The organism is Photobacterium sp. SP02, from assembly GCF_038519165.1.
Lineage (GTDB): Bacteria > Pseudomonadota > Gammaproteobacteria > Enterobacterales > Vibrionaceae > Photobacterium > Photobacterium halotolerans.
Genome location: NZ_JASJOJ010000006.1, coordinates 34,797 through 60,511, shown reverse-complemented (window position 1 = coordinate 60,511; position 25,715 = coordinate 34,797). Strand labels below are relative to the sequence as shown.

Below are 25,715 nucleotides of genomic sequence, written 5' to 3'. Positions count from 1 at the left end.
CGACTTGTTGATAACTGGATGTAAATGCTATTCTCAATCGGTTTTTAACCTTTTGCTTTAATGGTAAAGCTTGAGTCAATCAGGGGAGCATCAATGCTGGCATTTTTAGGTCGATCCGCCTTAATGGGCGTGCTGACGGCTGGAGTCTTGCTACTTGCTTTCCCCAGCCTGCGCAGCCAGATGTTTTCTCCGGATGCCGCGCTCAATGGCCAGCCCGATGTTCCGCAGCAGATTTCCTTCAGTTATGCCGTCCGCCGTGCCTCCCCTGCTGTCGTTAATATCTATAACCGTCGCTACAATGCTGAAGACCGCCTGCAATTGAGCACTCAGGGCCTTGGCTCTGGCGTTATCATGAGTGATAAAGGCTATATAGTGACCAACTATCACGTGGTTGCCGAAGCGGATCAGGTGATAGTGGCGCTGCAGGATAGCCGTATTTTTACCGCCCAGCTGATTGGTAAAGACAGGCGCACCGATATCGCGGTGTTGAAAATCCAGGCCGAGAACCTGCCTGTCATTCCACTGAACCCGGATTATCCCCCTGCGGTGGGTGACGTGGTTCTGGCCATTGGTAACCCCTATAATCTGGGACAGACCACCACCTACGGGATCATCTCTGCCACCGGGCGCTCCGGCATGAGTTTCTATGGCCGGCAGGATTTTCTTCAGACCGATGCGGCGATCAACGAAGGCAACTCAGGTGGCGCGCTGGTCAACACCCGTGGCGAGCTGGTCGGTATCAACACCGCTTCTTTTCAGCAGGCGACCGACATTGAAACCTACGGTATTTCCTTTGCCATTCCCTATCAGCTCACACAAAAGATCATGAATAAACTCATCGCAGATGGTCGGGTGATCCGTGGCTATATCGGTATTGATGGCCGTGAAATCAATCCGGTTATGGCTCGACTGTATGATGCGGAGCAGGTAAGAGGGATCATAGTGATGGGCATGGATCCTGATGGTCCGGCATCCAAAGCCGGCTTTAAGGTTCAGGATATTCTGGTCGAGATTGACGGCAAGCCGGTGACAGATATGCGTAATGTGCTGGATATAGTCACTGAGCTGCGCCCTGGCACCTATGTCGATATGACGGTGCTGCGCAACGGTAAACCTAAGAAGTTAACTGTGCTGATTGGCGATGAGCCGGACAGATAAGCAGAAAGCAGAAAGCAGAAAGCAGAAAGCAGAAAGCAGAAAAAGACTAGCGAGGCAGGATCAGCAGACAATGTCCAGACACTGAAAGCAGTGACTGGACATTCAGATTACTTTGGCAGCTTACTCGCTGAAGCGCTCAATCTTCATTCCCAGACCACGCAGCTTCTCTTCGATATGCTCGTAGCCACGGTCAATGTGATAAATACGATCAACAATCGTCTCACCTTTGGCAATGTTGCCGGCGATCACCAGGCTGGCTGAGGCGCGCAGATCGGTTGCCATCACCTGAGCGCCGCTCAAGCCGTCAGTATCACCACAAATCACAGTGTTACCTTCGATTTCAGCATGCGCACCCATACGGATGAGCTCAGGAATGTGCATGAAACGGTTCTCGAAGATCGTCTCGGTAATGATGCCGGTACCTTTGGCGACCAGATTCAGCAAAGAAAACTGTGCCTGCATATCAGTTGGGAAACCAGGGTGTGGCGCAGTGCGGATATTGACTGCGGTCAGCTCGCGACCCGTCATGTCCAGACTGATCCAATCATCACCGGTCTCAATCAGGGCACCGGATTCTTCCAGCTTCGCCAGTGCGGCTTCGAGTAGCGAAGGACGGGTGTTACGACACACCACTTTTCCGCCAGAAATAGCCGCAGCGACCAGGAAGGTACCGGTTTCAATGCGATCCGGCAGCACTTCATGATACCCACCGCCCAGACGCTCAACACCTTCGATCACAATCGTATCTGTGCCGGCACCCGAGATTTTCGCCCCCAGGGTATTGAGGAAATCGGCCGTATCGACAATTTCCGGCTCACGGGCGGCATTCTCAATCACGGTTTTGCCTTGTGCCAGCGTCGCGGCCGACATGATAGTAACAGTCGCACCAACGCTGACTTTATCCATCACAATGTGGGCGCCTTGCAGGCGGCCAGCCACTTCGGCTTTCACATAGCCTTCTTCCAGGGTGATAGTTGCCCCCAGTTGTTCCAGACCATGAATGTGCAAATCAACCGGACGGGCGCCGATAGCACAGCCACCTGGCAGCGACACCTGGCCCTTACCGAAGCGGGCAACCAGAGGTCCGAGCGCCCAAATCGAAGCGCGCATGGTTTTCACCAGGTCGTAAGGGGCGCAATATTCATTGATATTGCTGGCATCGACATAAACAGAGCCATTACGCTCCACTTTTGCGCCTAAACGGCTCAGCAGTTCCATAGTGGTGTCAATATCACGCAACTTAGGAACATTGCCGACTTCAACCGGCTCTTCGGCCAGCAATGAAGCAAACAAAATTGGCAGGGCAGCATTTTTTGCGCCCGAAATCGCGACTTCGCCGCGGAGTGGGCCATTGCCCTGAATTCGAAACTTCTGCATTGGTTATCTCTTACAAAGACATCAGCTTCTTGTCACGCGCCCACTCTTCGGGAGTGTAGGCTTTGATTGACAAGGCATGAATGGCATTACTGGCAATATGCGACATCAAAGGTGCATAGACTGCCTGTTGTTTTTTCACACGGCTCATGCCGTCAAACATTGCACCGACAGCAATCACCTGATAGTGGCTGCCTTCGCCATTCACTATGACTTCATCCAGCTCCAACGCATTTTCAAGAATTTGTTTAATTTCAGATATTTCCACAAGCTATCCTCTACTTGAGCTGTTGATCATTCCAGGCAGGCAGCCAGCACAGTGTCGACATGACTAAGACGGAGCAGGGTTAACAATTGTTGCGGCACGCCTTGCAGCACCAGATGACGTCCTGCCTGAGTGAGTTCCCGGTGCAAATGCAGCAGCATAACCATACCCGCAGAGTCTACCCGAGTCAGGTCAGACAGTTCGATCGTGACCTTAGCATCTTGTGGCATCCATTCACGTCTTTGCTGCCAAAAGGCTGGCACTGTGTCACGTTCCAGCACTCCTGACAAGCGGTAATGGCCATTTTCCTGCACCTGCCAATGGACGGCGGGATTCCCCATGGTCATTTTTCCTCAGGTTTGATTGGCTTAGCCGCCAGAGCACGTAAATCCTGCGTGACCTTGTCGACACCCTGCGTGCGCAGTTGCCCGCTCCATTCACTCTGCTTGGTTGAAATCATACTGACCCCTTCGGCCACCATGTCGTAACCTTGCCACTCATTGGTCTGCTTATTCTTACGCAGTTTGAAATCCAGACGAATCGGCGGACGTTGCGCATCCAGAATATCGACACGGATAGACACGATAGAACTGCTGGCTGGCACCGACTTAACCGGCTCCATCCGGATCGCCTGATCCGTGTACTGAGTCAGTACCTGAGCATAAGAGGCGACCAGATAATCAGTAAATGCATTCACAAAGTTATTGCGCTGCTCTTTGGTTGTCTGCTTCAACTGCGGCCCGAGCACTTTATAAGCGGCATAACGGGTGTTGATATAAGGCAGCAGTTCCTGACGGACCACAGTGCGTAAATAATCAGGGTTACGCTGAATCTGGGCCTGCTCAGACTTAAGACGGGCAAATGTCTGTTGCGACACGGCCTGCATCAGTTTATAAGGGTCGGTTTTATCTACGGTAGCGGCGCTGGCAAAGAGCGGTATACACGCTATCGTCAGGCATAAAATCTTCAAAAATTTCATTGTACTCTTCCTTATTTTTCGCCGTCGTTACCGATGCTGTACAGCACCTGGCCAATCATGTCTTCCAGCACCAGTGCCGATTTGGTGTCTTCAATGAAGTCACCGTCATCCAGCATCACAATACCTTCGTCAACAAAGCCCGGAGACAGCCCGAGGTACTGCTCGCCCAGTAAGCCTGAAGTAAGAATGGCAGCGGAACTGGTTTCTGGAAAGTAACCGTATTTTTTCTCAATCGCGAGTGTCACTACGGGGACATAAGACTCTGTATCGAGCGTGATATTGCTCACCGTGCCTATGGTCACACCACCCACTTTGACCGGTGAACGGACCTTCAGCCCGCCAATATTATCAAACCGAGCCTTCAGGTCGTAAGATTCAGAATTACCGAAGCTTTTCACATCCGCCACTTGGAACACCAGCACCAGCAGCGCCACAATCCCTGCTAAGACGAAGCTGCCGACCCAAAGTTCTAATTGTCTGTTCTGTTGCATGATTAATTCCCAAACATGAGTGCTGTCAGCACAAAATCTAAACCTAATACCGCCAATGAAGAATTCACCACTGTCCGGGTGGTTGCCCGGCTGATACCTTCGGATGTCGGTACGGCATCAAAACCATTAAAAATAGCAATCCAGGTGACGGTGACGGCAAAACACAGCGACTTTATCAGGCTGTTGCCTATGTCATAGCCCAGCTCTACCGATGACTGCATCACTGACCAGAAGCTGCCGTAATCAATGCCTTTCCAGTTCACACCCACCAGTTGGCCGCCCCAGATGCCAACCGCAATAAAGAGCATTGTCAGCAGCGGCATCGAAATAACGCCCGCCCAAAAACGTGGCGCGACCACACGGCGCAGCGGGTCAACAGCCATCATTTCCATGCTTGAAATCTGCTCAGTGGCTCTCATCAAGCCAATTTCGGCGGTCAGGGCCGAACCGGCCCGGCCGGCAAACAGCAAGGCAGTCACCACAGGTCCCAGCTCCCGCAACAGCGACAGTGCCACCATCTGGCCCAGACTGGTTTCTGCACCAAAATCCACCAGCACAATAAATCCCTGCAGGCTCAGTACCATACCGATAAATAAGCCTGACACCATAATGATGGCGACGGAGAGCACCCCAACCGAATAAAGCTGCTTTAACAACAATGGAAACATTTTGGCGGGTTGCGGCTTGCTCACCAAGGCGCCGGATAACAGCAAGGTCGCCCGCCCCATGGTACGGCAACTGGACAGCGTACTGTGTCCCATCCGCACGATAAAATCCGTTAACATAATATGGAATTACCTTTCTATTTCGCGAGAGCCCGCAAACTCGTACTGAGTTAGCGGTTACGACGAGAGCTGGCTGAAAAGATCCTGCTCCAGTGCTGGTGCAGGGTAATTGAACGGCACAGGACCGTCAGCGTTTCCATCGAGAAACTGGCGAACTTTCTCATCGGGATTCGCATTGAGCTCATCCGGGGTACCGCTGCCAATGATTTTACCACCGGACAGTAAATACACATGATCAGCAATACTCATCACTTCGGGCACATCGTGTGACACGATCACTGAGGTAATGCTCAGGGCCTCGTTCAGGCTATGGATCAGCTTGACCAGCACCCCCATGGTAATGGGATCCTGCCCGACAAAAGGTTCGTCATACATGATAAGATCGGGATCCAATGCTATCGCCCGTGCCAGCGCTGCGCGACGTGCCATACCACCGGACAGTTCACTGGGCATCAAGTTCGCCGCTCCCCGTAGCCCGACGGCTTCGAGTTTGAGCAGCACTAAAGTACGCAGCAAATCTTCAGGCAGATCGGTGTGCTCGCGCAAAGGAAACGCCACATTGTCAAACACTGTCATGTCGGTAAACAGCGCTCCGGACTGAAAAAGCATACTCATCCGCTTGCGCGCCCGGTACAAGTCGCTGCGCGATAAAGCCGGGATATTTTTATCGTCAAACCAGATCTCCCCCTGATCCGGCATAATTTGCCCGCCGATCAGACGAAGCAGGGTCGTTTTACCAATGCCGGACGGCCCCATGATGGCAGTGATCTTGCCTTTCGGGACCTCCAGTGACACATCATCGAAGATTTTGCGTTCACCCCGGGAAAACGTCAGGTTGTTAATTCGAATTAGCGCTTCGGTTGCTGTCATAACCTTCCTAAATACCCTTGCATCCGTGATTCATCCGGAATGCACGTCGATACAAGCATAATTGAATGTAATTAATTAGTTATATTGCATGTGGTTGATCATAGGTAGATTCCCTGACCAACTCAAGGTAATACCTGTCAGCTCGTTGTGATTTTTCGTTCTTTGCCGTTGCCCGGATGGCACAGACCCGGCTCAGGTTATGAACCTTGTTTTTTATAACATAAAAGTCCTGAATGAAACCAATCCCGCTGTGTATTCAGTGCCACAAACACACTCACTTTGCATCAGTGGCCCATTTCCCATATAAAGATCACAGCAGCCAAAGCAAATACTCTCGGCTTTTCCTTCCATTTTCGTCAGTGAAACGTCAAAATTACCCCCTTAAAAACCAGCTCATTGAAAAATCTATAAGGGTTAATAATGCTTGAAGCCATCTTGTTACTCGGTATCGGACTTGCGTTACTGGTATGGAGTGCGGATCGACTTGTCTTTGGAGCAGCAGCCTTAGCAAGGAATTTAGGGGTTGCCCCGCTCATTATCGGTATGACCATATTGGCGATGGGCTCTTCCGCACCGGAAATGATGGTCTCTGCCACTGCCGCGCTGGCAGGAAAAACGGACACCGCCGTTGGTAACGTGCTGGGCTCGAACATTGCAAATATTGCGTTAATCCTGGGTTTAACCGCTCTTATCAAGCCTTTATCCATCAGTTCCGGCATCATTCGCCGTGAACTCCCGCTAATGATGGTGGTCACACTGATTGCCGGTGTATTGCTGTGGGACAGTTATTTAGGCTTTTTTGAAGGCGTCTTACTGGTTGTTCTGTTTGTTATTTTTATTCTGGCGATGCTGAAAATCAGCCGCAGCGGGAATAATGGCGCTCAGGACATACTGCTGGAAGAGCAGGAATCTGAAATTCCCCAGGGCGTCAGCAATATGGCGGCGTCCGTATGGATTGTGATTGGATTGCTATTGCTGCCTTATGCGGCCAACATGCTGGTTGATTCTGCCGTGACTATTGCCAAATACTTCGGCATGAGCGATCTGGTTATCGGCCTGACGATTATTGCCGTCGGTACCAGCCTGCCGGAACTGGCCGCCTCGATTGCCAGCATCCACAAAGGCGAAGACGACATGGCTGTGGGTAACATCATAGGTTCCAATGTCTTCAATATTCTGGCTGTGATGGGACTGCCTGGCCTGCTCAACCCGTCGGTGATCAGTCCACTGGCGATGGGCCGTGACTTTTATGTGATGCTGGGCATCTCTGTCCTGCTGGTGCTGATGGCACTGGGTAAACGCCGTCGTATCAACCGCCTGGAAGGCTTGATTCTGATTTTATGCTTTGTCGCCTATCAGAGCTATCTGCTTTATAATATGGCGGCTTAACCGAGAGCGAAACTATGCCTGATTCCTTTGACTACGGCCAGATTGGCCGGCGCGTGATTGACATTGAAGCGGCAGCCCTCAGAGGCCTGTCGCAATATATCAATGGCAGTTTCAGTGAAGCCTGTCAGCTCATCAGCCGCTGTCAGGGAAAAGTGATCGTCATGGGGATGGGCAAATCCGGCCATATCGGCTGTAAGATTGCCGCCACCCTTGCCAGCACAGGCACGCCGGCATTTTTTGTCCATCCCGGAGAAGCCAGTCACGGCGATCTGGGCATGCTGGATAAGCGTGATATCGTGCTGGCCATTTCCAATTCCGGTGAAGCCGGTGAAATCCTGACGCTATTGCCTGTGATTAAACGCCAGGGCATTGCTTTAATCAGCATGACAGGCAAGCCCGAATCCACCATGGCACGGCTGGCTCAGGTGCATTTGCAAATCACAGTCAATCAGGAAGCCTGCCCGCTCAACCTTGCCCCCACCTCCAGTACCACGGCCACTCTGGCCATGGGGGATGCGCTGGCCATTGCGCTGATGGAAGCGCGCGGTTTTACTGCTGACGATTTTGCTCTCTCCCACCCCGGCGGCGCGCTGGGTCGTAAATTGCTGCTGCGTATTGCCGATGTGATGCACAGCGGCGAGCGCCTGCCCGTGATCCATCAGGATGCCAGCATCAAAGATGCCCTGCTCGAAGTCTCCCGCCAGGGGCTGGGGATGACGGCCATCGTTGACGATAATCAAAAGCTAAGTGGCATTTTTACCGATGGTGACCTTCGCCGCTTGCTCGACAAACGCATTGATATCCATCAGACACGCATTGGGGAAGTCATGTCTGCGAACCCGGCAACCATTTCCTCTCAGGTACTGGCCGCCGAAGGACTTAAACTGATGGAAGAACGAAAAATTAACGGCCTGCTGGTTGTCGATGACCAACAGCTGGTAGGTGCTCTGAATATGCATGACCTGCTCAGAGCCGGAGTAATGTAATGACAACACAAATGCAATCCACCCTGTACGGCCCGGTCCCGCAGCACCTTTTTCAGCTGGCGAAAGACATACGCCTGCTGATCTGCGATGTTGATGGCGTGTTTTCCGATGGCCGTATTTACATGGGTAACAACGGCGAAGAGCTGAAAACCTTTCATACTCGCGACGGCTATGGCATCAAATCCCTGATGGCCGGCGGGGTCGAGGTGGCCATTATCACTGGCCGCCGCTCGCAGATTGTTGAAAACCGTATGTCGGCGCTGGGCATCCGGCACATTTATCAGGGTCAGGACAACAAACTGGCCGCTTATCAGGATATCGTCGATAAACTGGGCATTGCAGCTGAACATACGGCCTATATTGGCGATGATCTCATTGACTGGCCTGTGATGGCCGAAGTGGGACTGTCCGTTTGCGTCGCCGACGGCCACCCGCTGCTGTCACAGCGTGCCAGCCTGACCACCCGCACCAAAGGCGGCTATGGCGCGGTACGCGAAGTCTGCGATCTGATCCTTGAGGCGCGCGGCGAACTGGATCAGCATAAGGGCCTGAGTATATGACGTTAAACCGGTTACTCTGTGCGCTGCTGGTCATACTGTGTGCATGGACCGGTTACTATCTGCTGCAAAAGCACTGGCAGCAGGACACCCTGACCGCGCCGGATAACGAAAAGCCAATCTTTACCGGAACCGGGGTGAAAAATACCTCGTACAACGAGGCGGGCATTCGCAGCTACCGCATCGAATCAGACACGCTGGAGTATTTCAACCTCAGTGGTAATACCGAATTCAAGCAGCCTGTGATCTGGGTCTACAAAGAGGGTAAAGAAAGTGAATGGCGCATCAGTGCAAATCACGCCACACTAGATAAAGAACACATTCTGCAGATGTCTGGTAATGTGCGGATCTTCAATCTGTTACCTGACTCCGCCATTAATGCGATAAAAACAGATACACTGCGATTAGATTTAATCAGCAAAGATTTCGACACCCCCGATCCGGTCACTATTACCGGCAGTGCCTTTCAGAACGAAGGCATTGGGATGAAAGGGAACATGGAACGCAGTGTGGCGACCCTGATGAATAATGTGAAAGGTAGATATGAAGCTTTGCAAAATTAGCGCCCTGCTGTGCCTGGTAGTCAGCACCTCTGGCTGGGCATTAAGCAACGATACCGAGCAGCCGATATATATCAACTCGGACAGCCAGGAGCTGGACATCCAGAAAAACGTGGTGACCTTCACCGGCAACGTCTCGCTGCGTCAGGGCAGTATTGATATCCGTGCCGACAAAATCATAGTCACTCGCCAGACTCAGAATGGCGATCAGCAGACGATCGATGCCTATGGCTCACCGGCCACGTTTTATCAAAAGATGGATGACGGCAAACCGATCAACGGCTCTGCCATGCAAATGCGCTATGAAACGGCAAGCGAATTTCTCAAGATGACAGACAAAGCCGTGCTGGTTCAGGAAGGCAGCGAAATTAAGGGCAAAACCATCAGTTACAAGATTGATGAGCAGAAGCTGGTGGCGACCAGTGGTGATCAACAACGCGTGACCACCATACTGCAGCCGAACCAGATCAAACAAAAACAATAAATAAGAGAACGAATGTCAAAGTTAACCGCAACCCATCTGGCGAAAAGCTACAACGGCCGCAAAGTCGTTTCCGATGTCAGCCTGGAAGTGGAATCTGGCAAGATTGTCGGTCTGCTTGGCCCGAACGGTGCCGGCAAAACCACGTCGTTTTATATGATTGTTGGTCTGGTCGCCCGTGATGAAGGCCAGATCACCATTGACGGCCACGACATCAGCCTGCAACCCATGCATAACCGCGCCCGGATGGGAATTGGTTATCTGCCGCAGGAAGCGTCTATCTTCCGCAAGCTGAGTGTGCATGACAACCTGATGGCGGTTCTGCAAACCCGCTCAGATCTGAGCAAAGCCGAGCGCCAAGACAAGCTTGAGGAGCTGCTGGATGAGTTCCATATTCAGCATATTCGCAACAGTCAGGGCATGGCATTGTCAGGCGGTGAGCGGCGCCGAGTGGAGATCGCCCGTGCACTGGCGGCAAACCCTAAGTTTATTCTGCTGGATGAACCGTTTGCCGGGGTCGACCCCATCTCAGTGATCGACATCAAGAAGATCATCGAGCACCTCAGAGATCGCGGCCTGGGCGTGTTAATCACAGACCACAACGTACGCGAAACGCTGGACGTTTGTGAGCACGCTTATATCGTCAGCCAGGGACAGCTGATTGCTCACGGTACACCGTCTGATGTCCTCAATGACGAACACGTGAAACGCGTCTATCTGGGAGACCAGTTCCGTCTATAGTTATAGATAAAAGGACACAACCGAGGTAAGCTGCCAAGGCTGGTCGAAGGTTTTGATTCGACTGGCCTAAAGACCCCAAAACAAGCGATTCATACAATAATCACAAGGTGTCTGTACACGCATGAAAACTTCGCTCCAGCTCAAGCTTGGCCAACAATTGGCAATGACGCCGCAACTGCAACAGGCCATTCGTCTGCTGCAACTTTCTACCCTGGATCTGCAACAGGAAATCCAGGAGGCCTTAGATGCCAACCCCCTGCTGGAGCTTGACGAAAGCCACCCGGATGGCGACACCCCGTCGTCTGATGCTGATGACATCCACGCCGACGGCAAAAACGATGCCGCAGAGCAATACGAGGACATCAGCAGCGATTCCTTTGATACTTCCGATGTTATCGAACAGCGCGAAATGCCGGCCGAACTGCCCGTTGATACCACCTGGGACGATGTCTACAGCGCCGGTACCGGCAGTGCCGGGATTGCGCCGGATGACGACATGCCAGTCTATCAGGGTGAGACCACAGAAACCCTGCAGGATTACCTGATGTGGCAGCTGGAACTGGCGCCGTTCAGCGACACCGACCGTGCCATTGCTTTTGCCATCATTGATGCCGTGGATGAGAAAGGCTATCTCACCTGCACCTGCGACGATATTCTGGAAAGCATGGGCGATGAAAATGTCGAGCTTGATGAAGTCGAAGCCGTCCTCAAGCGCGTCCAGCAATTTGATCCGCTGGGCGTGGCGTCACGGGATCTGCGCGAGTGCCTGCTGCTGCAGCTGGCCACCTATCCGGAAGATACGCCCTGGCTTAACGAAGCGAAAATGGTGCTGATTGAGCACCTGGATTTGCTGGGCAACCGCGACTATCGTCAGCTGATGCGCGACACTAAGCTCAAAGAAGATGAGCTGAAAAATGTCATGGCGCTGATCCACACGCTGGAGCCCCGCCCGGGCAACCGCGTGGTGGCCTCGGAAACCGAGTACGTCATTCCTGACGTTTCTGTGTTCAAGGATAAAGGCAAATGGGTGGTGACGATCAACCCGGACAGTGTGCCGCGCCTTCGCGTCAACCAACAATACGCCGCGATGAGCAAACAAACGCGCAACAGTGCCGACAGCCAGTTTATCCGTAGCCACCTTCAGGATGCCAAATGGCTGATCAAGAGCCTGGAGAGCCGCAACGATACCCTGCTGAAAGTGGCACGCTGCATTGTTGAACATCAGCAAGATTTTTTTGAATACGGTGAGGAAGCCATGAAACCTATGGTCCTCAACGATATTGCCCTGGCCGTTGAAATGCACGAATCAACGATCTCCCGGGTGACCACCCAGAAATTTATGCATACCCCACGCGGTATTTTTGAGTTGAAGTACTTCTTCTCAAGCCATGTCAGTACGGATAACGGCGGAGAATGCTCCTCCACGGCTATTCGCGCGCTGGTGAAGAAATTGGTTGCGGCTGAAAATCAGGCCAAACCCTTGAGTGATAGCAAAATTGCGACATTACTGGCGGATCAAGGCATCATGGTGGCTAGACGTACCATAGCCAAATACCGTGAATCGCTGGGTATCCCGCCGTCAAGCCAAAGAAAGCGCCTGCTCTGATTGCCGGCGATTAAGGAGGAAGATGTCTATGCAAATTAATCTCACTGGTCACCACATTGAAATTACCCCTGCCCTGCGTGAGTATGTGACAACAAAGTTCGATAAGCTGGAACGCTTTTTCGACAAAATTAATAACGTCCATGTTGTACTGAATGTAGAAAAAATGCAGCAGATTGCCGAGGCGACACTGCACATTAACGCGGGAGAAATCCACGCGAAAGCAGATTCTGAAAATATGTATGCGGCAATTGATCAATTAACTGATAAACTGGTCCGTCAACTGAACAAACATAAAGACAAACTCAATAGTCATTAACATGCAACTGAGTCGAGTATTAAGCCTGGACTGCACCAAGAGTGCAGTCCACTGCTCCAGTAAAAAACGTGCGCTGGAAATCATCAGCGAAATTGCTGGCCAACATTTAAACCAGAACCCTCAACCACTGTTCGAGTGTATGCTCAACCGTGAAAAAATGGGGAGTACAGGTATTGGTAATGGTATTGCCATTCCCCATGGTCGTGTCACCGACAGCGAACAAGCGATTGCGGTGCTGATCCAGTGTCAGCAGCCTATCCAGTTCGATGCGATTGACAATCAACCCGTCGATCTGCTTTTTGCGCTTCTGGTGCCGGATGCCCAGTGCAAAGAACACCTGAAGACGCTCTCCAGCATGGCAGAAAAGCTCAGCGATAAAGCGGTTCTCAAGCAGCTCAGGGCTGCGAAAAGTGATGAAGAGCTTTACCAGATCATGACCTCAGAGCCGTCATAACAGCCATCAGGAAGGGTTTGTCATGAAATTGATGATAGTCAGCGGCCGCTCAGGCTCAGGTAAATCAGTGGCGCTCAGGGTACTGGAAGATCTCGGCTATTACTGTGTAGATAATCTGCCGGTACATCTGCTTTCTGATCTTATCCAAACCCTGGATCCTCATACCCAGAAAGTGGCGGTCAGCGTTGATGTCCGTAACATGCCGGCCGATCATGATATTACCAGTTCAGTACTGGAAGCTGTCCGCCAGCAGGCTGATGTCAACCTGCTGTTTCTCGATGCCGACGACAACACCCTGGTCAAGCGCTACAGCGAAACACGGCGATTGCATCCGCTCTCACGGCAGAACATGAGCCTGGAAGAAGCAATTCAGGCCGAAAGCGCCTGGCTGGCAAACCTCAAAGAAGCCGCCGATCTGGTGCTGGACACCACTCAACTGTCCATCCATGATCTCAGTGAAACCGTGCGGGCCCGAGTACTGGGACGCCAGGCCCGCGAGCTGGTGATGGTGTTCGAGTCCTTTGGTTTCAAACATGGCTTACCGACTGATGCCGATTACGTGTTTGATGTCCGCTTCTTGCCCAATCCTCACTGGGTGCCTGAACTCAAGCCGCAAACCGGCCTCGACACTGAGGTGCAGGACTATCTGGCGAGTCACCATGAAGTCAGTCAGCTGATTTACCAGATCCGGCACTTTCTGGAAAGCTGGCTGCCTCTGCTTGAGAAAAACAACCGCAGTTACGTCACTGTTGCCATCGGCTGTACCGGCGGTCAGCACCGCTCTGTGTACGTGGCCCAGCAACTGGCGGATTATTTCCGCCTGCGGGGACAACAGGTTCAGGTTCGTCATCGTACCCTGGAAAAGCAAGGTCATCTGAAGCATTGAGCATGAATACTGTCAGCCGGGAACTCTTCATTAAAAACCGCCTTGGCCTGCATGCCAGGGCGGCCATTAAACTGGTCGAACTGGCCCAGAGTTTTGATGCCATTATCACAGTCACTAACCAAGACAAGTCCGCGACTGCCGACAGTGTGATGGGGTTATTGATGCTGGAGTCGGCACAAGGCCAGAAGATCATCGTCAGCGCCGAAGGGGGCGATGCCAGCGTCGCACTGGAAGCGGTCGCCTCGCTGATCGAAAACGGTTTTGATGAAGATAACTGATACCCGGCCCGGGCGCTCAATCGCCCGCCTCCTGAAAGGTTCTGAGCCTATCTTGCCTGTATCCGTCCCGAACAACGACAAAACACCCGGCAACCGACGATAAATCACCGTTTTCGAAGCTCATCCTCCCTTTCTTACAGCCAGGTGAAATCTTAGCAAGATCTCAGATCCAGTGAGACAAAGCCTGCGCTATTACGTTAATATTCAGCTTATTGCGCCATTTCCCGGCTGCCACTGTCGCAACAGAGCTGGGTGTATTCACGAAGCAAGGTAGTTCTCTCTATGGCGGACGTTTTCGAGCAAGATCAAACCCACCAGACACTGCAGCAGGTTAACCAGGCCCTGGATCGAGGGATGTTCGTTCACGTCCGGCGAATGTTGCAGGATATGGAGCCTGAGGATATCGCCCACCTGCTTGAAGCCTGTCCGCCGAAAGAGCGCCAGGTCCTGTGGCAACTGACCGATCCTGAAGAGCAGGGTGAGATCCTCGACGAACTGTCTGAAGATGTAAAAGACGGTATCGTGGCCATGATGGCGCCGGAAAAACTGGCGGCCGTCACCGAAGGCATGGAAAGTGATGACGTGGCTTACGTGCTGCGCAGCCTGCCTGACAACCGTTTCCGTGAAGTACTGGCGCAAATGGATGCCGCGGATCGCCATCGCGTCGAGCTGGCGATGGCCTATCCGGAGGAAAGCGCCGGCGGTATCATGAGTACCGACTTCGTGACCATCCGCGGCGATGTCACCGCCGATGTGGTCCTGCGCTATCTGCGCATGCGCGGCGAGCTTCCAGAAGCCACAGATACCCTCTATGTGGTTGACGAGCACAATGTGCTGATTGGCCACCTTTCACTGGCCACGCTGATCACCACTCAGCCTGACGTACAAATTCATGAGGTGATGGACGATCCGGATGAAGCCATCAATGTCGAGATGGACGACAGTGAAGTGGCCAATCTGTTTGAGCGCCGTAACTGGCTCTCGGCCCCTGTGGTCGATGCCAGCAACCAGCTGGTCGGCCGGATCACCATTGATGATGTGGTCGATATCATCCGGGAAGATGCCGAACACTCCATGATGAGTATGGCCGGTATGGACGACGATGAAGATACCTTCGCGCCTGTCATGAAATCGGCCCGCCGGCGCAGCATCTGGCTGGGCGTGAATGTCCTGGCCGCGCTGGCCGCCGCCTCTGTCTCCAACATGTTTGAAGACACGCTCGATAAAATGGCCGCCATCGCCGTTCTGATGACGATAGTGCCCTCGATGGGCGGGGTTGCCGGCAACCAGACTGTCGCCCTGGTGATCCGCGGTCTGGCCGTCGGCCATATCGGCGATTCGAACACCCGCTGGCTGCTCAGTAAAGAAGCCCGGGTAGGTTTGATCAACGGTCTCTTGTGGGCCGGGATCATTGGCGGCGTGGTGGTTCTGTGGAAAGGCAACCTGATGCTCGGCGCCATTATCGCCGGTGCTATGCTGACCAACCTGCTGATCGCCGGTATCGCGGGGGTCGGAGTGCCTATAATTCTGAAGAAACTCAATGTCGACCCGGCGCTCGCGGGCGGCATGGCGTTAACGACCATTACCGATATTATCGGCCTGTCGGTGTTTCTCGGCTTGGCGACTGTGTTTCTCACCTGATAATGCACAAACAAAAAAGGTCTGGCATCGGGCCTGACCTTTTTTTATCTCTCACACTCTGTGAGTGTAATTACTCACCGGCAATTTTCATCGATTCCAACAGCATAGAGCCGGTCTGAATCTGGCTGCGGGTTTCAGTGTCTGTCCCGATAGCCACAATATTTGCCATCATGTCTTTCAGATTTCCGGCAATGGTTACTTCACTGACCGGGTATTGGATCACGCCATTTTCAACCCAGAAACCGGCAGCACCGCGGGAGTAATCACCGGTCACGATATTCACGCCCTGCCCCATCAGCTCTGTCACCAGGAACCCGGTATCCAGTTTGCGCAGCATGGCATTGAAATCCTCACCGGTACTGGATACCTGCCAGTTGTGGATACCACCGGCATGGCCGGTCGGCTGACGCCCCAGCTTGCGGGCGGCATAACTGGTCATCAGATAGGTTTTCAGTACCCCATCCTGAATGATTTCCCTGTCATGGGTGGCCAGACCTTCGCTGTCAAATGGTGTACTGGCCAGGCCACGCAGCAGGTGCGGGCGCTCGCTGATGTTGAGCCAGGACGGGAAGATCTGCTCATCGAGCATATCCAGCAGGAATGTTGACTTGCGGTATAAATTCGACCCGCTGATCCCCATCACCAGGTGACCGAACAAGCCGGTCGCAACATCGGAGGCAAACATCACAGGGGCCTGACGGGTTGATAGCTTCTGCGGATCAATCCGGCTGACAGTACGTTCTGCCGCCAGCTGGCCGACTTTCTCCGGTGTCCACAAATCGCTGGTACGCCGGGCCAGGGTATAGCTGTAGTCGCGCTCCATGTCGCCATTCTTACCCTCGGCAATCACGCAACAGCTGATACTGTGGCGACTGCTCGGATAGCTGGCCAGCATACCGTGCGTATTACCATACACCCGGATACCGTAGTGACTGTCGTAGCTGGCACCGTCACTCTGCTTGATGCGGCTGTCAGCATCCAGCGCAGCCTGCTCGGCGGCAATCGCGATAGAAGCGGCATGATCCGGCTCAGGTTCATCCGGGTAGAAAAGATCCAAGTCCGGGATGTTTTTGGCCATCAGCTCAGCCGGTCCCGGACCACCGAAGGGATCTTCCGAGGTATGACGCGCGATTTCCAGCGCCGCTGCCACGGTTTGTGCAATCGCCGCTTCACTCAAGTCTGAGGTTGACGCGCTGCCCTTGCGCTGGCCGCGGTAGACAGTAATCCCCATCGCGCCATCGCTGTTAAATTCGACATTCTCAACCTCACACAAGTGAGTAGAGACACTGATCCCTGTGGATTTATTAATCGCCACTTCAGCTGCATCAGCCTGCTGACCAGCAAGCTCAAGTGCACGGGCGACTGCCTGTTCCAGCTCGCTACGCTGCTGGGCGACTTGTTGTTTCACATCCATAGTCATACTTTATTTACACGGTTTCCCTAAGGATAACACTCAAGGCAATTAAAATGCGCCCAAATTCAACTTGAAGCTGATAAAATAGAGACATTGAAGTCTGTCATGAGCCTGATATGAGCCGTAAAAATAAAAAAGCCCCATGGGAAGAGGAAGAAGAAATCATCTGGGTGAGTAAATCCGAGATGAAACGTGACATGGAAGCCCTGCAAAAGCTGGGCGAAGAGCTGGTCAAGCTCAAGCCCGGTGCATTAGCGAAAATCCCGCTGAGCGACGAGCTTCGCATGGCAATCAAAGACGCCCAGCGATTTAAGCAGGAAGCCTATCGCCGCCAGCTGCAGTTTATCGGTAAGCAGATGCGCAACATTGAGCTCGAACCGATTCAGGCGGCGCTGGACAAGCTGAATAACAAACATGCCCAGGTCACGGCTCAGCTGCACAAGCTGGAGTCCTTGCGTGACCGCATGATTGATGACGGCGATAGCGTGATCAATGAAGTGATGGAAGCCCATCCGGATGCTGACCGCCAGCAACTGCGTCAGCTGGTGCGCATGGCCGTTAAAGAAAAAGCCGCCAACAAGCCGGCCAAAGCCTACCGCGAAATCTTTCAGGTACTGAAAGCGCTCTATATCAAAGACTGATCAGCGCTCAATAATCAAAAATGCCAGCAAACGCTGGCATTTTTATTGGCGTCAGTCAGCACAGATGCGCTTACTGAGTGCCGCCGACTGTCATCGACGCCAGCTTCAGGGTTGGCTGCCCGACACCGACAGGTATGCTTTGTCCAGCTTTGCCGCAGACGCCCACCCCACGGTCAAGTTCCAGATCGTTACCGACCATAGAGACTTTCTGCATCGCTTCAATGCCGCTGCCGATTAAGGTCGCACCTTTAATCGGACGGGTAATTTTACCCTTCTCAATCAGATAAGCTTCCGACGCGGAGAACACAAATTTACCGGACGTGATGTCGACCTGACCGCCGCCAAAATTCGGCGCGTAGATCCCGCTCTCAACACTGGCGATGATCTCTTCCGGCGTATGTTCGCCCGGCAGCATGTAGGTATTGGTCATGCGGGGCATCGGCAGGTGCGCATAAGACTCACGACGACCATTACCGGTTGGCGCTACTCCCATCAGGCGGGCATTAAGCTTATCTTGCATATAGCCTTTGAGCTTGCCGCCTTCCACCAGCACATTGTACTGGCCCTGAGTGCCTTCATCATCAATGCTCAGCGAGCCGCGCCGATCTGCCAGCGTGCCGTCATCCACTATGGTACACAGGCTTGAGGTCACCTGCTGCCCCATCTGGCCCGAGAACATGGACGAGCCCTTGCGGTTGAAATCGCCTTCCAGGCCATGGCCGACGGCTTCATGCAGCAAGACGCCCGGCCAGCCTGCCCCGAGCACTACCGGCATAGTACCGGCAGGGGCCGGATCGGCATCTATGTTGACCAGTGCCTGGCGCAGCGCTTCATCAGCATATTGCAAGGCGACTGACTTGCCGTCGTTTTCAGTCATAAAGTACTGATAACCGAACCGGCCACCGCCGCCCGCACTGCCGCTTTCGCGTTTGCCTTTCTTCTCGATCAGCACGCTGACAGAAAAACGCACCAAGGGACGAATATCAGCCGCATAAGTGCCGTCTATCGCGGCGACCAGCACCTGCTCATAGACACCGTTAATACTGACCGAAACTTCTTTCACCAAGGGCTCTTTGGCACGGATATAGGCATCCACTTCCTGCAGCAGGGCAATTTTTTCCTGACGCTCCAGGCTCTCCAGCGGATTGATCCCGGCATAGACAGGTTTTACCGGCGATGAGGCAAAGGCCTGTACCTTGCCAGAGCCGCCACTGCGGGTAATACCGCGCGCCGCTTTGGCGCTCTGAGTCAGTGCCAGCTTACTGATTTGATCTGAGTAGGCAAAACCGGTTTTTTCACCGGATACCGCACGAACGCCCACACCACGGTCGATATTAAAGGAACCGTCTTTGATGATACTGTCTTCCAGCACCAGTGATTCGTGCCAGCTGGACTGAAAATAAATATCGCCATAATCTACGTCCCGGGCGGCCATCAGCCCCAGAATCTGGCTGAGATCGTCACGCTCAAGCCCGGATTGGGCCAGCATGGTCTGTTCTACGGTTTCCAGCATCATTGCCTTACTCTTCTGTGTTGCACTGCTGCACCTGAAAACGGCTATGTTGCAGCAATGGCATATTCATTCGTATCTGTGCGCTCAGACCCAGATCGATATCTGCGGTGATCACACCTGTACCCTGCTCCTGGCAGGCGACGACTTGTCCCCACGGATCAATAATCATCGAGTGACCCCAGGTTTCCCGCCCCTGGTTATGCTCACCCCACTGCGCGGCAGCGACAATCCAGCACTGGGTTTCAATGGCGCGTGCGCGCAGCAGTATGTCCCAGTGCGCTTTGCCGGTGACTTTGGTAAACGCTGCCGGCACCACTATGATATCGGCCCCCTGTGTCCGCAATGCGCTGTACAGCTGTGGGAAGCGGACATCATAACAGATCGACAGTCCAATGTTGCCGAAAGGTGTTTCCACCACCTTAACCGCCTCTCCCGGCCGGAAGGTGTCCGACTCGCGATAGCTGTGGTGACGGTCGGCGACCTCCACATCGAACATGTGCAATTTATCGTAATGGGCCTGCAGCTGGCCCTGATCGTCGAACAGCAAGGCGGTGGTCGACATGCTGCCGTCTTCACGCCGGATAGGCATAGATCCTATCAGTAACCAGATGCCCAGCTGGCGGGACAGTGCGGCGAGCTGGCGTTGCAGTACACCTTCACCCAGGGGTTCGGCATGCTGTTCGTAGTCAGCCCGGGTACCGAAAATCAGGCAGTTTTCGGGCGTGACGATCAGTTTCGCTCCCTGCAGTTGCAGCCCCTTCAACTTCTTTTTCAGCTGTTGCAGATTCAGTTCAGGATCAGGACCGGAATTCATCTGTACTACACCCACTCTAGCCATCACGCACTCCATTACAAATTGATTTTCTTGTTATTATTACCTCAGCTTCACCACTCAGGCAAAGCCGGAAACACCTTGTTTATTATTGCTCAACCTGCTGCTTCAGGGCGGCAGGCACCTTAAACTCACCGGTAAAGCGCGATTGCTCTGTGACTGTGGGTGACTCTATCGGGCCGCTGACGACATAGTTAATCTGGGTAAAGACATCCACCACAGGCGACAGGGCGGTCGAAATCGCAAACACCACTATGGCCGTCTGCGGTGCGACGGCAAACGCTGTCAGCACCGGGATACCGGATGTCAGATCAGGAATAAATTTCACTCTGGCATTCACTGTCTCATTAACCAGATTAGCACTTCCCTGAATGTACATATCGCCCGCCAGTGCTTTCATTTCCACATCGTCCGTTTCAAAGCGGCCATTTTCGATCCGTCCGGACCCTTTGATGTAGTCAAACGCCAGCCCGTCATCAAACACCCCGGTAAAGTCGAGCTGCATCTTGCGCATGATAGAATCGAGGCTGAATAGCCCCAGAATCCGGCCTGCACCGCCCACATCACGGATCACCCCTTTACCGGTTTCGGTCTTGAGCTCACCGGTCAGGGTTTCACGGTGCATCGACCATGGCGCCCCCTGCCACTGAATTGAGGCGTAGCTGGTAAAGCGGGCATCCTGGATCCCGCCTGAGATGCCCAGCCGCCCCATAAGCTCCGAGCTGTCTTCACCGGCGATATCAAAGGCGACCTGAGTTTCATTCTGGTACTGATTCATGGTCCAGTGACCATCCAGGCTCAGTGACGTGGTGCCGGAATCCAGCTGCAGCTCTTCCAGAATCAGCGTCTGGGCATCGCGTCGCAATCGGCCGCTTAATGCGCCCAGCCGGTATCCCTGCAGCCACAAGTCTTTGACCTTGACGTTCATCTGCGGCAGGTAAGCCATCATATTACGGTCAAAATCCGTGACCGGCGGAATGGCTCGCTGCGGCACGTATCTATGCTCAGCCGACAGGGTTTCCAGCGGCTTTTTATCTTCCGGTAAATTGAGGTGAAGCTGCTCTAGGTTCACCGTCAGGGGTTTATAGTCGGGCCAGAAAAGCTCGCCGCTGACTTCGCGGCTGCCGAGCACCGCATGCCACTGCGATGGCTGCTTGCGTACCGCCAAGTCCAGATTGTGCCAGTTGAGCCCTGCCAGCTTAAGCTGCTGGATGCTGGCATTGATCCTTGTGGGTAATGGCAGTTCAATACCGGTTTGGGCTGCCGGTCTGCTCTGCTGCTTGTCAATGATCTCTTGTGCTAGGCTGTCCCATGCATCGGCATCAATGCTGTTGGCCTGAATACGAATCCCGTGCCCTTTTGCCGGCAGTTTGCGTCGTTCGGCCAGGCCGACTGTCAGTTCGCTGCGTACAATCCGCGGTTGTGACTGCAAGGCGATCTCAGCCCGGTACTGGGCATCTGGCACGGTAAGGCTGGCTTCCAGCCGGGAAGTGTTGCCGGAAGCCGTCAGCACCGCACTGGTGGGACTTTGTGGTGTAAAGGCCAGCGGATAAGGCAGCTCACTGCGGACAGCGGCTAACGGCGCCTGAAGAAAGACCTGATATTTCAGTCCGGTATCATGCAGCAGTACCCCGACATTACCGTGCCACCTGGCACTGCCGTGCAGTCTGGCCAGCAGCGGATCCTGCAAGCGATGCTGCAGCGAGGCAAGCTGCCAGAACCCGGCCAGATCCACATTGACCTGGTAACCGGCTTCGGCGTTCTCGCCGTCAAAGCTGACGGTCAGGGGCTGGCCGAGCCAATAGCCGGTTACGCCGTCCGCCGTTATCTGGTCATTATCAAAATGAATGGTGCCTTTAACCTGAGTAAGAGGCAGCGACAGGCTTTCGATGGTCACCCGGTTACTGTCAAGACTGGCCTCTCCCTGCGCTTTCACCTCGCCGCCACTAAAGGGAATATCCAACTGCAGCTTGGCGGCCACAGGTCCGTCAACATTCACCGCCGACAGCGCCGCCCCGACCGAGTCCACCAGTGGCGTTGCCATCATATAATCGCGAACCTGCTCGCCTTCTGCGCTGACATCAATGGCCAGTTTCAGGTGGCCATCCGGGTGCAGCCAGGCATCGCCGACGACCCGATCAGCCACAGCGTCTTTGGTCTTGGCATGGCTGGCATTGATCAGCATGCGATCATTGCGGAAATTCAGCTTCAAATCGATGTCGGTCAGCTCAGGCCAGGCGGTATCGAAACTGAAACGCCCATTCTTAAGCGGCACGCTGATTTCAAAATTACCGTCTTGGCTGGCATAAGGAAATGCAGGCAGATCGCCAAACCACAGTAGCTGAGCATGCTCAGACTGCCCGCCACGAATGGCGGCGGAAAGATAATCCGTCAGTTCCTGCCCCAGCGCCGGGCGGGGCAAATAGCGCCAGGCCGCGCCGGCATCTTTGACTTTGGTTTCGCCGTAAAAAGACAGCCAGGAAGGGGCCGCTTTCGGGAAATCAAGCCGGAACTGCCCGTTCGCACTCAGATGCGGTGTGGTTAGCGACAGCTCATCGCTCCACACACGCCATCCCTGCCCATCCCTTTGCCAGTAAGCCCGGACATCGGCCTGCTCAATCGCCATCGGTGCCTGGAAGACTTTGTCATAGTCCAGGGTTTGCTTGCCGACATTGAGCGCGATCTCGCCCTGCTGCCCGTCACCGGCAATATTGGCATGCAAAGATGCAAAGGCTGGCAGATACATCCACTGCCTGTTCGAGACCCCATCCAGTTCAAAAGAAAAACGGGGGGGCGCCAGTCCCTGTCCGGCCAGACGGAGATCGCGTACCAAACCGGCAGGCTGCAGTGACTCAATGGCTTGTCGGCCTGTGTTGTCTTCCGGCAGCAAACTGGCTAACGGCGCCAGTCTGGCCAGATCAAGACTGCTGACAGCCAGCTGCCAATGGCCCTGGGACACAGTGTCTTGTGGTGATAACGGCTCAGCCGCCGCCTGAGCATTTTGCTGCGGCGCCAGCCAGTTAGCGGAGAAATCAAGACGCGGCCAGGCTTTCTGATCTGTTGCCAGTACCAGTTTATGGCTGTCCAGTCGCCATCCGCTGCCGGCGTCTCGCTGCTCAGGGTTCAGAGTCAGCATGCCACGCAGCAATGCCAGCTCGTGTTTGCGCCCGTTTTCCTGCCAGCGCACATAGGAGTCCAGAAAACGGACTTTACTGTTACTGAGCTGACCATTGTCGAGAGTCAGCCAAGCTTCCGCATTCAGCTGGCTGTCGGTGATTTTTTCCCCGCCCAGCACAGACTGATTGAGCCAGGGGGTCATTGACAGGTTTTTCGCCCGCGCATAAATGGTGCCGGATAAATGCGGCAACCCGTGATTGGCAGACAAATTGGCCATCACATTGAGCTGATTGAGATTTGTGCCGGGAATACTGACAATACCTTCCGCCAGGTGCATGTCGCCCTGACGATCCCACTTCAGCTCTTTCACCGCCACCGGCTGGCGATGACCCGCAGGTGAGCTCACCACAAGGGTGGCATCATGAAGGGAGAATGTCCCCAACTGAACAAACAGCAGTTGTTCCAGCCGGTTGACATCTAAGGGTTTATCCGTCTCAGCAGGACGGTCGCTGGCCGGAAGCTGGGTGAGATCCAGCGTGAGTCCGGTCAGTTTGATATCACGAAAAACCGGCTTGAGGTTCAGCACAGAACGCCACAGATCGACGTCAAAGTCGACCTCGCCGACCTGCACCATATCCTTACTGCTCTGGCCGATACTGACACCGTGCAGCGCCATGACCGGGCCAAGATTATGCCAGCGGCCCTCAACCAGCTCGACACTGATCTGCATATTGGCTTGCGCCGAGAGCCACTGCGTAATCGAAGCGCGGTAATCGTTCAATTGCGGCAGCAGCAAGCGCAACGAGGTGATTAACACTGCGCCGATGACCAGCAGAGTGAGCAACGTCCATTTCAGAACGCGGGTCAGATTTATCAGCACAGATAACACGCCATTGCCTCAGGGTTTACATCATTACGACGTCAAACTGTTCTTGGTTATACAAAGGTTCAATTTTGACCTCAACCTGCTTACCGATGAAGACTTCCAGTTCTGCCAGCGCGTGGTATTCCTCGCCGGCCAGTGTCTCGGCCACCGCAGGGGAAACATAAGCGACAAAACGATCGGCATCATAAGCCCGGTTAACCCGGGTGATCTCACGCAGAATTTCATAGCAGACGCTGTCGACCGTTTTCACCGTCCCGCGCCCTTCACAGGTTGGACAAGTCCCGCACAGCACATGTTCAATGCTTTCACGGGTCCGCTTACGGGTCATTTCCACCAGCCCAAGCTGGGTAAAACCGTTGATATTGGTTTTCACTCTGTCATACGACAGCGCCTGTTCCAGTGCCGTCAGCACCCGGCGCCTGTGCTCTTCAGAGGCCATATCGATAAAATCAATAATGATAATCCCGCCAAGGTTGCGCAGGCGTAACTGGCGGGCAATTGCTTTGGTGGCTTCAATATTGGTATTGAAGATGGTCTCTTCCAGATTACGACGGCCGACAAACGCGCCGGTATTGATATCGACCGTTGTCATGGCTTCGGTCTGATCGATAATCAGATAACCGCCGGATTTCAGCTCCACTTTGCGATCCAGCGAACGCTGAATTTCATTTTCCGTATCGTACAGATCGAAAATCGGCTGATCGCCTGTGTAGCGAACCAGCTTGTTGCTCAGTTCTGGCACGAACTCGTCGGTAAATTCTTTTAAATTCTCGAAAGCCAGGCGGGAATCGACGTAAATAGAATCCAGTTCTGTGCCGACAAAATCGCGCAGAATACGCTGTGCCAGTCCAAGCTCACCGTACAGCATCGACTTACTTTTGTATTTTCCACGACGTTCCAGCACTTTTCGCCACAGATGCTTAAGAAATGCTGCATCCTGCGCCACTTCGACCGATGACGCCCCTTCCGCAGCGGTGCGGATAATAAAGCCGCCCAGCTCATCACAGTGTTTGGTCACCAGATTTTTCAGGCGCTCACGCTCGCGCTCACTTTCAATCCGCTGCGATACGCCGACATGGCTGGCACCTGGCATGAAAACCAGGTAACGGGATGGCAGGGTGACATCCGTCGTCAGGCGGGCGCCTTTGGTTCCCAGCGGATCTTTCACCACCTGCACCACCAGATCCTGCCCCTGGCGCACCAGTTCAGAAATATCCCTTACCTGAAACTGCTGTTTCTCATTTTCAGCCACGCATTCGGTATGGGGAACAATATCGGAGGCATGAAGAAAGGCCGCTTTATCCAGCCCGATATCAACAAAGGCTGCCTGCATGCCAGGCAGTACACGGCTCACTTTCCCTTTATAAATATTGCCAACAATGCCACGCTTGGATTCACGCTCAATATGGATTTCCTGGAGGTTGCCCCCTTCAATCATCGCCACACGGGTTTCACTGGGTGTCACATTGATAAGCAGCTCGGTACTCATGGATGC

26 protein-coding genes are annotated in these 25,715 nt (G+C 53.7%); 14 read left to right on the top strand and 12 right to left on the bottom strand.

Annotation, left to right across the window (positions count from 1 at the left end; all coding sequences use genetic code 11):
- The first annotated feature begins 93 nt into the window (after positions 1-93).
- Positions 94-1,158 (top strand): outer membrane-stress sensor serine endopeptidase DegS, encoded by a 1,065-nt coding sequence (gene degS / locus P0Y67_RS04395; protein WP_342390892.1) that lies wholly within the window; start codon positions 94-96, stop codon positions 1,156-1,158.
- Between the two features lie 120 nt (positions 1,159-1,278).
- On the opposite strand, the gene murA is transcribed toward degS, so the two are convergent.
- The 7 genes from murA to mlaF are packed head-to-tail and all read right to left on the bottom strand — an operon-like array spanning position 1,279 to position 5,922.
- Complete coding sequence (gene murA / locus P0Y67_RS04390; protein WP_342390891.1) at positions 1,279-2,535, bottom strand: UDP-N-acetylglucosamine 1-carboxyvinyltransferase; 1,257 nt, start codon at positions 2,533-2,535, stop codon at positions 1,279-1,281.
- 10 nt (positions 2,536-2,545) lie between these two features.
- The gene (gene ibaG / locus P0Y67_RS04385; RefSeq protein WP_027253701.1) at positions 2,546-2,800 is read right to left on the bottom strand and encodes a BolA family iron metabolism protein IbaG; all 255 of its coding nucleotides are present in this window, start codon (positions 2,798-2,800) and stop codon (positions 2,546-2,548) included.
- A gap of 26 nt (positions 2,801-2,826) precedes the next feature.
- Positions 2,827-3,138 carry an STAS domain-containing protein gene (locus P0Y67_RS04380; RefSeq protein ID WP_337112748.1) on the bottom strand — a complete coding sequence of 104 codons (312 nt, stop codon included), beginning with the start codon at positions 3,136-3,138 and terminating at the stop codon, positions 2,827-2,829.
- A gap of 2 nt (positions 3,139-3,140) precedes the next feature.
- The gene (gene mlaC / locus P0Y67_RS04375) at positions 3,141-3,776 is read right to left on the bottom strand and encodes a phospholipid-binding protein MlaC (RefSeq protein ID WP_342390890.1); all 636 of its coding nucleotides are present in this window, start codon (positions 3,774-3,776) and stop codon (positions 3,141-3,143) included.
- A gap of 11 nt (positions 3,777-3,787) precedes the next feature.
- On the bottom strand, positions 3,788-4,267 hold the full coding sequence (gene mlaD / locus P0Y67_RS04370) for an outer membrane lipid asymmetry maintenance protein MlaD (RefSeq protein ID WP_161444784.1): 480 nt from the start codon (positions 4,265-4,267) through the stop codon (positions 3,788-3,790).
- A gap of 2 nt (positions 4,268-4,269) precedes the next feature.
- A complete protein-coding gene (gene mlaE, locus P0Y67_RS04365; protein WP_161444786.1) occupies positions 4,270-5,052 on the bottom strand; it encodes a lipid asymmetry maintenance ABC transporter permease subunit MlaE in 783 nt (260 codons plus the stop codon).
- Between the two features lie 57 nt (positions 5,053-5,109).
- On the bottom strand, positions 5,110-5,922 hold the full coding sequence (gene mlaF, locus P0Y67_RS04360) for a phospholipid ABC transporter ATP-binding protein MlaF (RefSeq protein ID WP_342390889.1): 813 nt from the start codon (positions 5,920-5,922) through the stop codon (positions 5,110-5,112).
- A 420-nt stretch (positions 5,923-6,342) separates the two neighbouring features.
- Here mlaF and P0Y67_RS04355 point away from each other — a divergent pair, with 420 nt between their 5' ends.
- From P0Y67_RS04355 to mgtE, 12 genes are all read left to right on the top strand, one after another.
- On the top strand, positions 6,343-7,311 hold the full coding sequence (locus P0Y67_RS04355) for a calcium/sodium antiporter (protein ID WP_161456015.1): 969 nt from the start codon (positions 6,343-6,345) through the stop codon (positions 7,309-7,311).
- Between the two features lie 14 nt (positions 7,312-7,325).
- Entirely contained in the window at positions 7,326-8,297 is a 972-nt protein-coding gene (kdsD, locus tag P0Y67_RS04350) for an arabinose-5-phosphate isomerase KdsD (protein ID WP_161444002.1), read from the top strand.
- A complete protein-coding gene (gene kdsC / locus P0Y67_RS04345) occupies positions 8,297-8,857 on the top strand; it encodes a 3-deoxy-manno-octulosonate-8-phosphatase KdsC (protein ID WP_342390888.1) in 561 nt (186 codons plus the stop codon). Before kdsD ends, kdsC begins: the two co-directional genes overlap by 1 nt.
- Positions 8,854-9,417, top strand: a complete 564-nt coding sequence (gene lptC, locus P0Y67_RS04340) for an LPS export ABC transporter periplasmic protein LptC (protein ID WP_342390887.1) — start codon at positions 8,854-8,856, stop codon at positions 9,415-9,417. The genes kdsC and lptC overlap by 4 nt, the downstream gene beginning before the upstream one ends.
- Positions 9,398-9,898 (top strand): lipopolysaccharide transport periplasmic protein LptA, encoded by a 501-nt coding sequence (gene lptA, locus P0Y67_RS04335; RefSeq protein WP_027253711.1) that lies wholly within the window; start codon positions 9,398-9,400, stop codon positions 9,896-9,898. The genes lptC and lptA overlap by 20 nt, the downstream gene beginning before the upstream one ends.
- A 12-nt stretch (positions 9,899-9,910) precedes the next feature.
- The gene (gene lptB, locus P0Y67_RS04330; RefSeq protein ID WP_027253712.1) at positions 9,911-10,636 is read left to right on the top strand and encodes an LPS export ABC transporter ATP-binding protein; all 726 of its coding nucleotides are present in this window, start codon (positions 9,911-9,913) and stop codon (positions 10,634-10,636) included.
- A gap of 121 nt (positions 10,637-10,757) precedes the next feature.
- On the top strand, positions 10,758-12,242 hold the full coding sequence (rpoN, locus tag P0Y67_RS04325) for an RNA polymerase factor sigma-54 (protein ID WP_342390886.1): 1,485 nt from the start codon (positions 10,758-10,760) through the stop codon (positions 12,240-12,242).
- A 28-nt stretch (positions 12,243-12,270) separates the two neighbouring features.
- Positions 12,271-12,558 (top strand): ribosome hibernation promoting factor, encoded by a 288-nt coding sequence (gene hpf / locus P0Y67_RS04320; protein WP_027253714.1) that lies wholly within the window; start codon positions 12,271-12,273, stop codon positions 12,556-12,558.
- A 1-nt stretch (position 12,559) separates the two neighbouring features.
- Positions 12,560-13,012, top strand: a complete 453-nt coding sequence (gene ptsN, locus P0Y67_RS04315; protein ID WP_120513426.1) for a PTS IIA-like nitrogen regulatory protein PtsN — start codon at positions 12,560-12,562, stop codon at positions 13,010-13,012.
- A 22-nt stretch (positions 13,013-13,034) separates the two neighbouring features.
- A complete protein-coding gene (gene rapZ, locus P0Y67_RS04310) occupies positions 13,035-13,898 on the top strand; it encodes an RNase adapter RapZ (protein ID WP_342390885.1) in 864 nt (287 codons plus the stop codon).
- 2 nt (positions 13,899-13,900) lie between these two features.
- Entirely contained in the window at positions 13,901-14,176 is a 276-nt protein-coding gene (locus P0Y67_RS04305) for an HPr family phosphocarrier protein (protein ID WP_192015851.1), read from the top strand.
- Between the two features lie 282 nt (positions 14,177-14,458).
- Positions 14,459-15,817 carry a magnesium transporter gene (mgtE, locus tag P0Y67_RS04300; protein ID WP_337112738.1) on the top strand — a complete coding sequence of 453 codons (1,359 nt, stop codon included), beginning with the start codon at positions 14,459-14,461 and terminating at the stop codon, positions 15,815-15,817.
- 70 nt (positions 15,818-15,887) lie between these two features.
- Here mgtE and pmbA read toward each other — a convergent pair whose 3' ends face one another.
- Entirely contained in the window at positions 15,888-17,231 is a 1,344-nt protein-coding gene (gene pmbA / locus P0Y67_RS04295) for a metalloprotease PmbA (RefSeq protein ID WP_342390884.1), read from the bottom strand.
- Positions 17,232-17,347: 116 nt separating this feature from the next.
- Between pmbA and yjgA the strand changes: the two genes are divergently transcribed.
- The gene (yjgA, locus tag P0Y67_RS04290) at positions 17,348-17,872 is read left to right on the top strand and encodes a ribosome biogenesis factor YjgA (RefSeq protein ID WP_192015854.1); all 525 of its coding nucleotides are present in this window, start codon (positions 17,348-17,350) and stop codon (positions 17,870-17,872) included.
- 70 nt (positions 17,873-17,942) lie between these two features.
- On the opposite strand, the gene tldD is transcribed toward yjgA, so the two are convergent.
- From tldD to rng, 4 genes are all read right to left on the bottom strand, one after another.
- Positions 17,943-19,388, bottom strand: coding sequence for a metalloprotease TldD (gene tldD, locus P0Y67_RS04285; protein WP_342390883.1), 1,446 nt, complete (start codon positions 19,386-19,388; stop codon positions 17,943-17,945).
- A 4-nt stretch (positions 19,389-19,392) separates the two neighbouring features.
- Positions 19,393-20,223: a carbon-nitrogen hydrolase family protein gene (locus tag P0Y67_RS04280; protein WP_342390882.1), complete on the bottom strand. Its 831-nt coding sequence runs from the start codon at positions 20,221-20,223 to the stop codon at positions 19,393-19,395.
- Between the two features lie 82 nt (positions 20,224-20,305).
- Positions 20,306-24,214, bottom strand: coding sequence for a YhdP family protein (locus tag P0Y67_RS04275; protein WP_342390881.1), 3,909 nt, complete (start codon positions 24,212-24,214; stop codon positions 20,306-20,308).
- A 25-nt stretch (positions 24,215-24,239) separates the two neighbouring features.
- On the bottom strand, positions 24,240-25,709 hold the full coding sequence (rng, locus tag P0Y67_RS04270; RefSeq protein WP_342390880.1) for a ribonuclease G: 1,470 nt from the start codon (positions 25,707-25,709) through the stop codon (positions 24,240-24,242).
- Between the last annotated feature and the right edge of the window lie 6 nt (positions 25,710-25,715).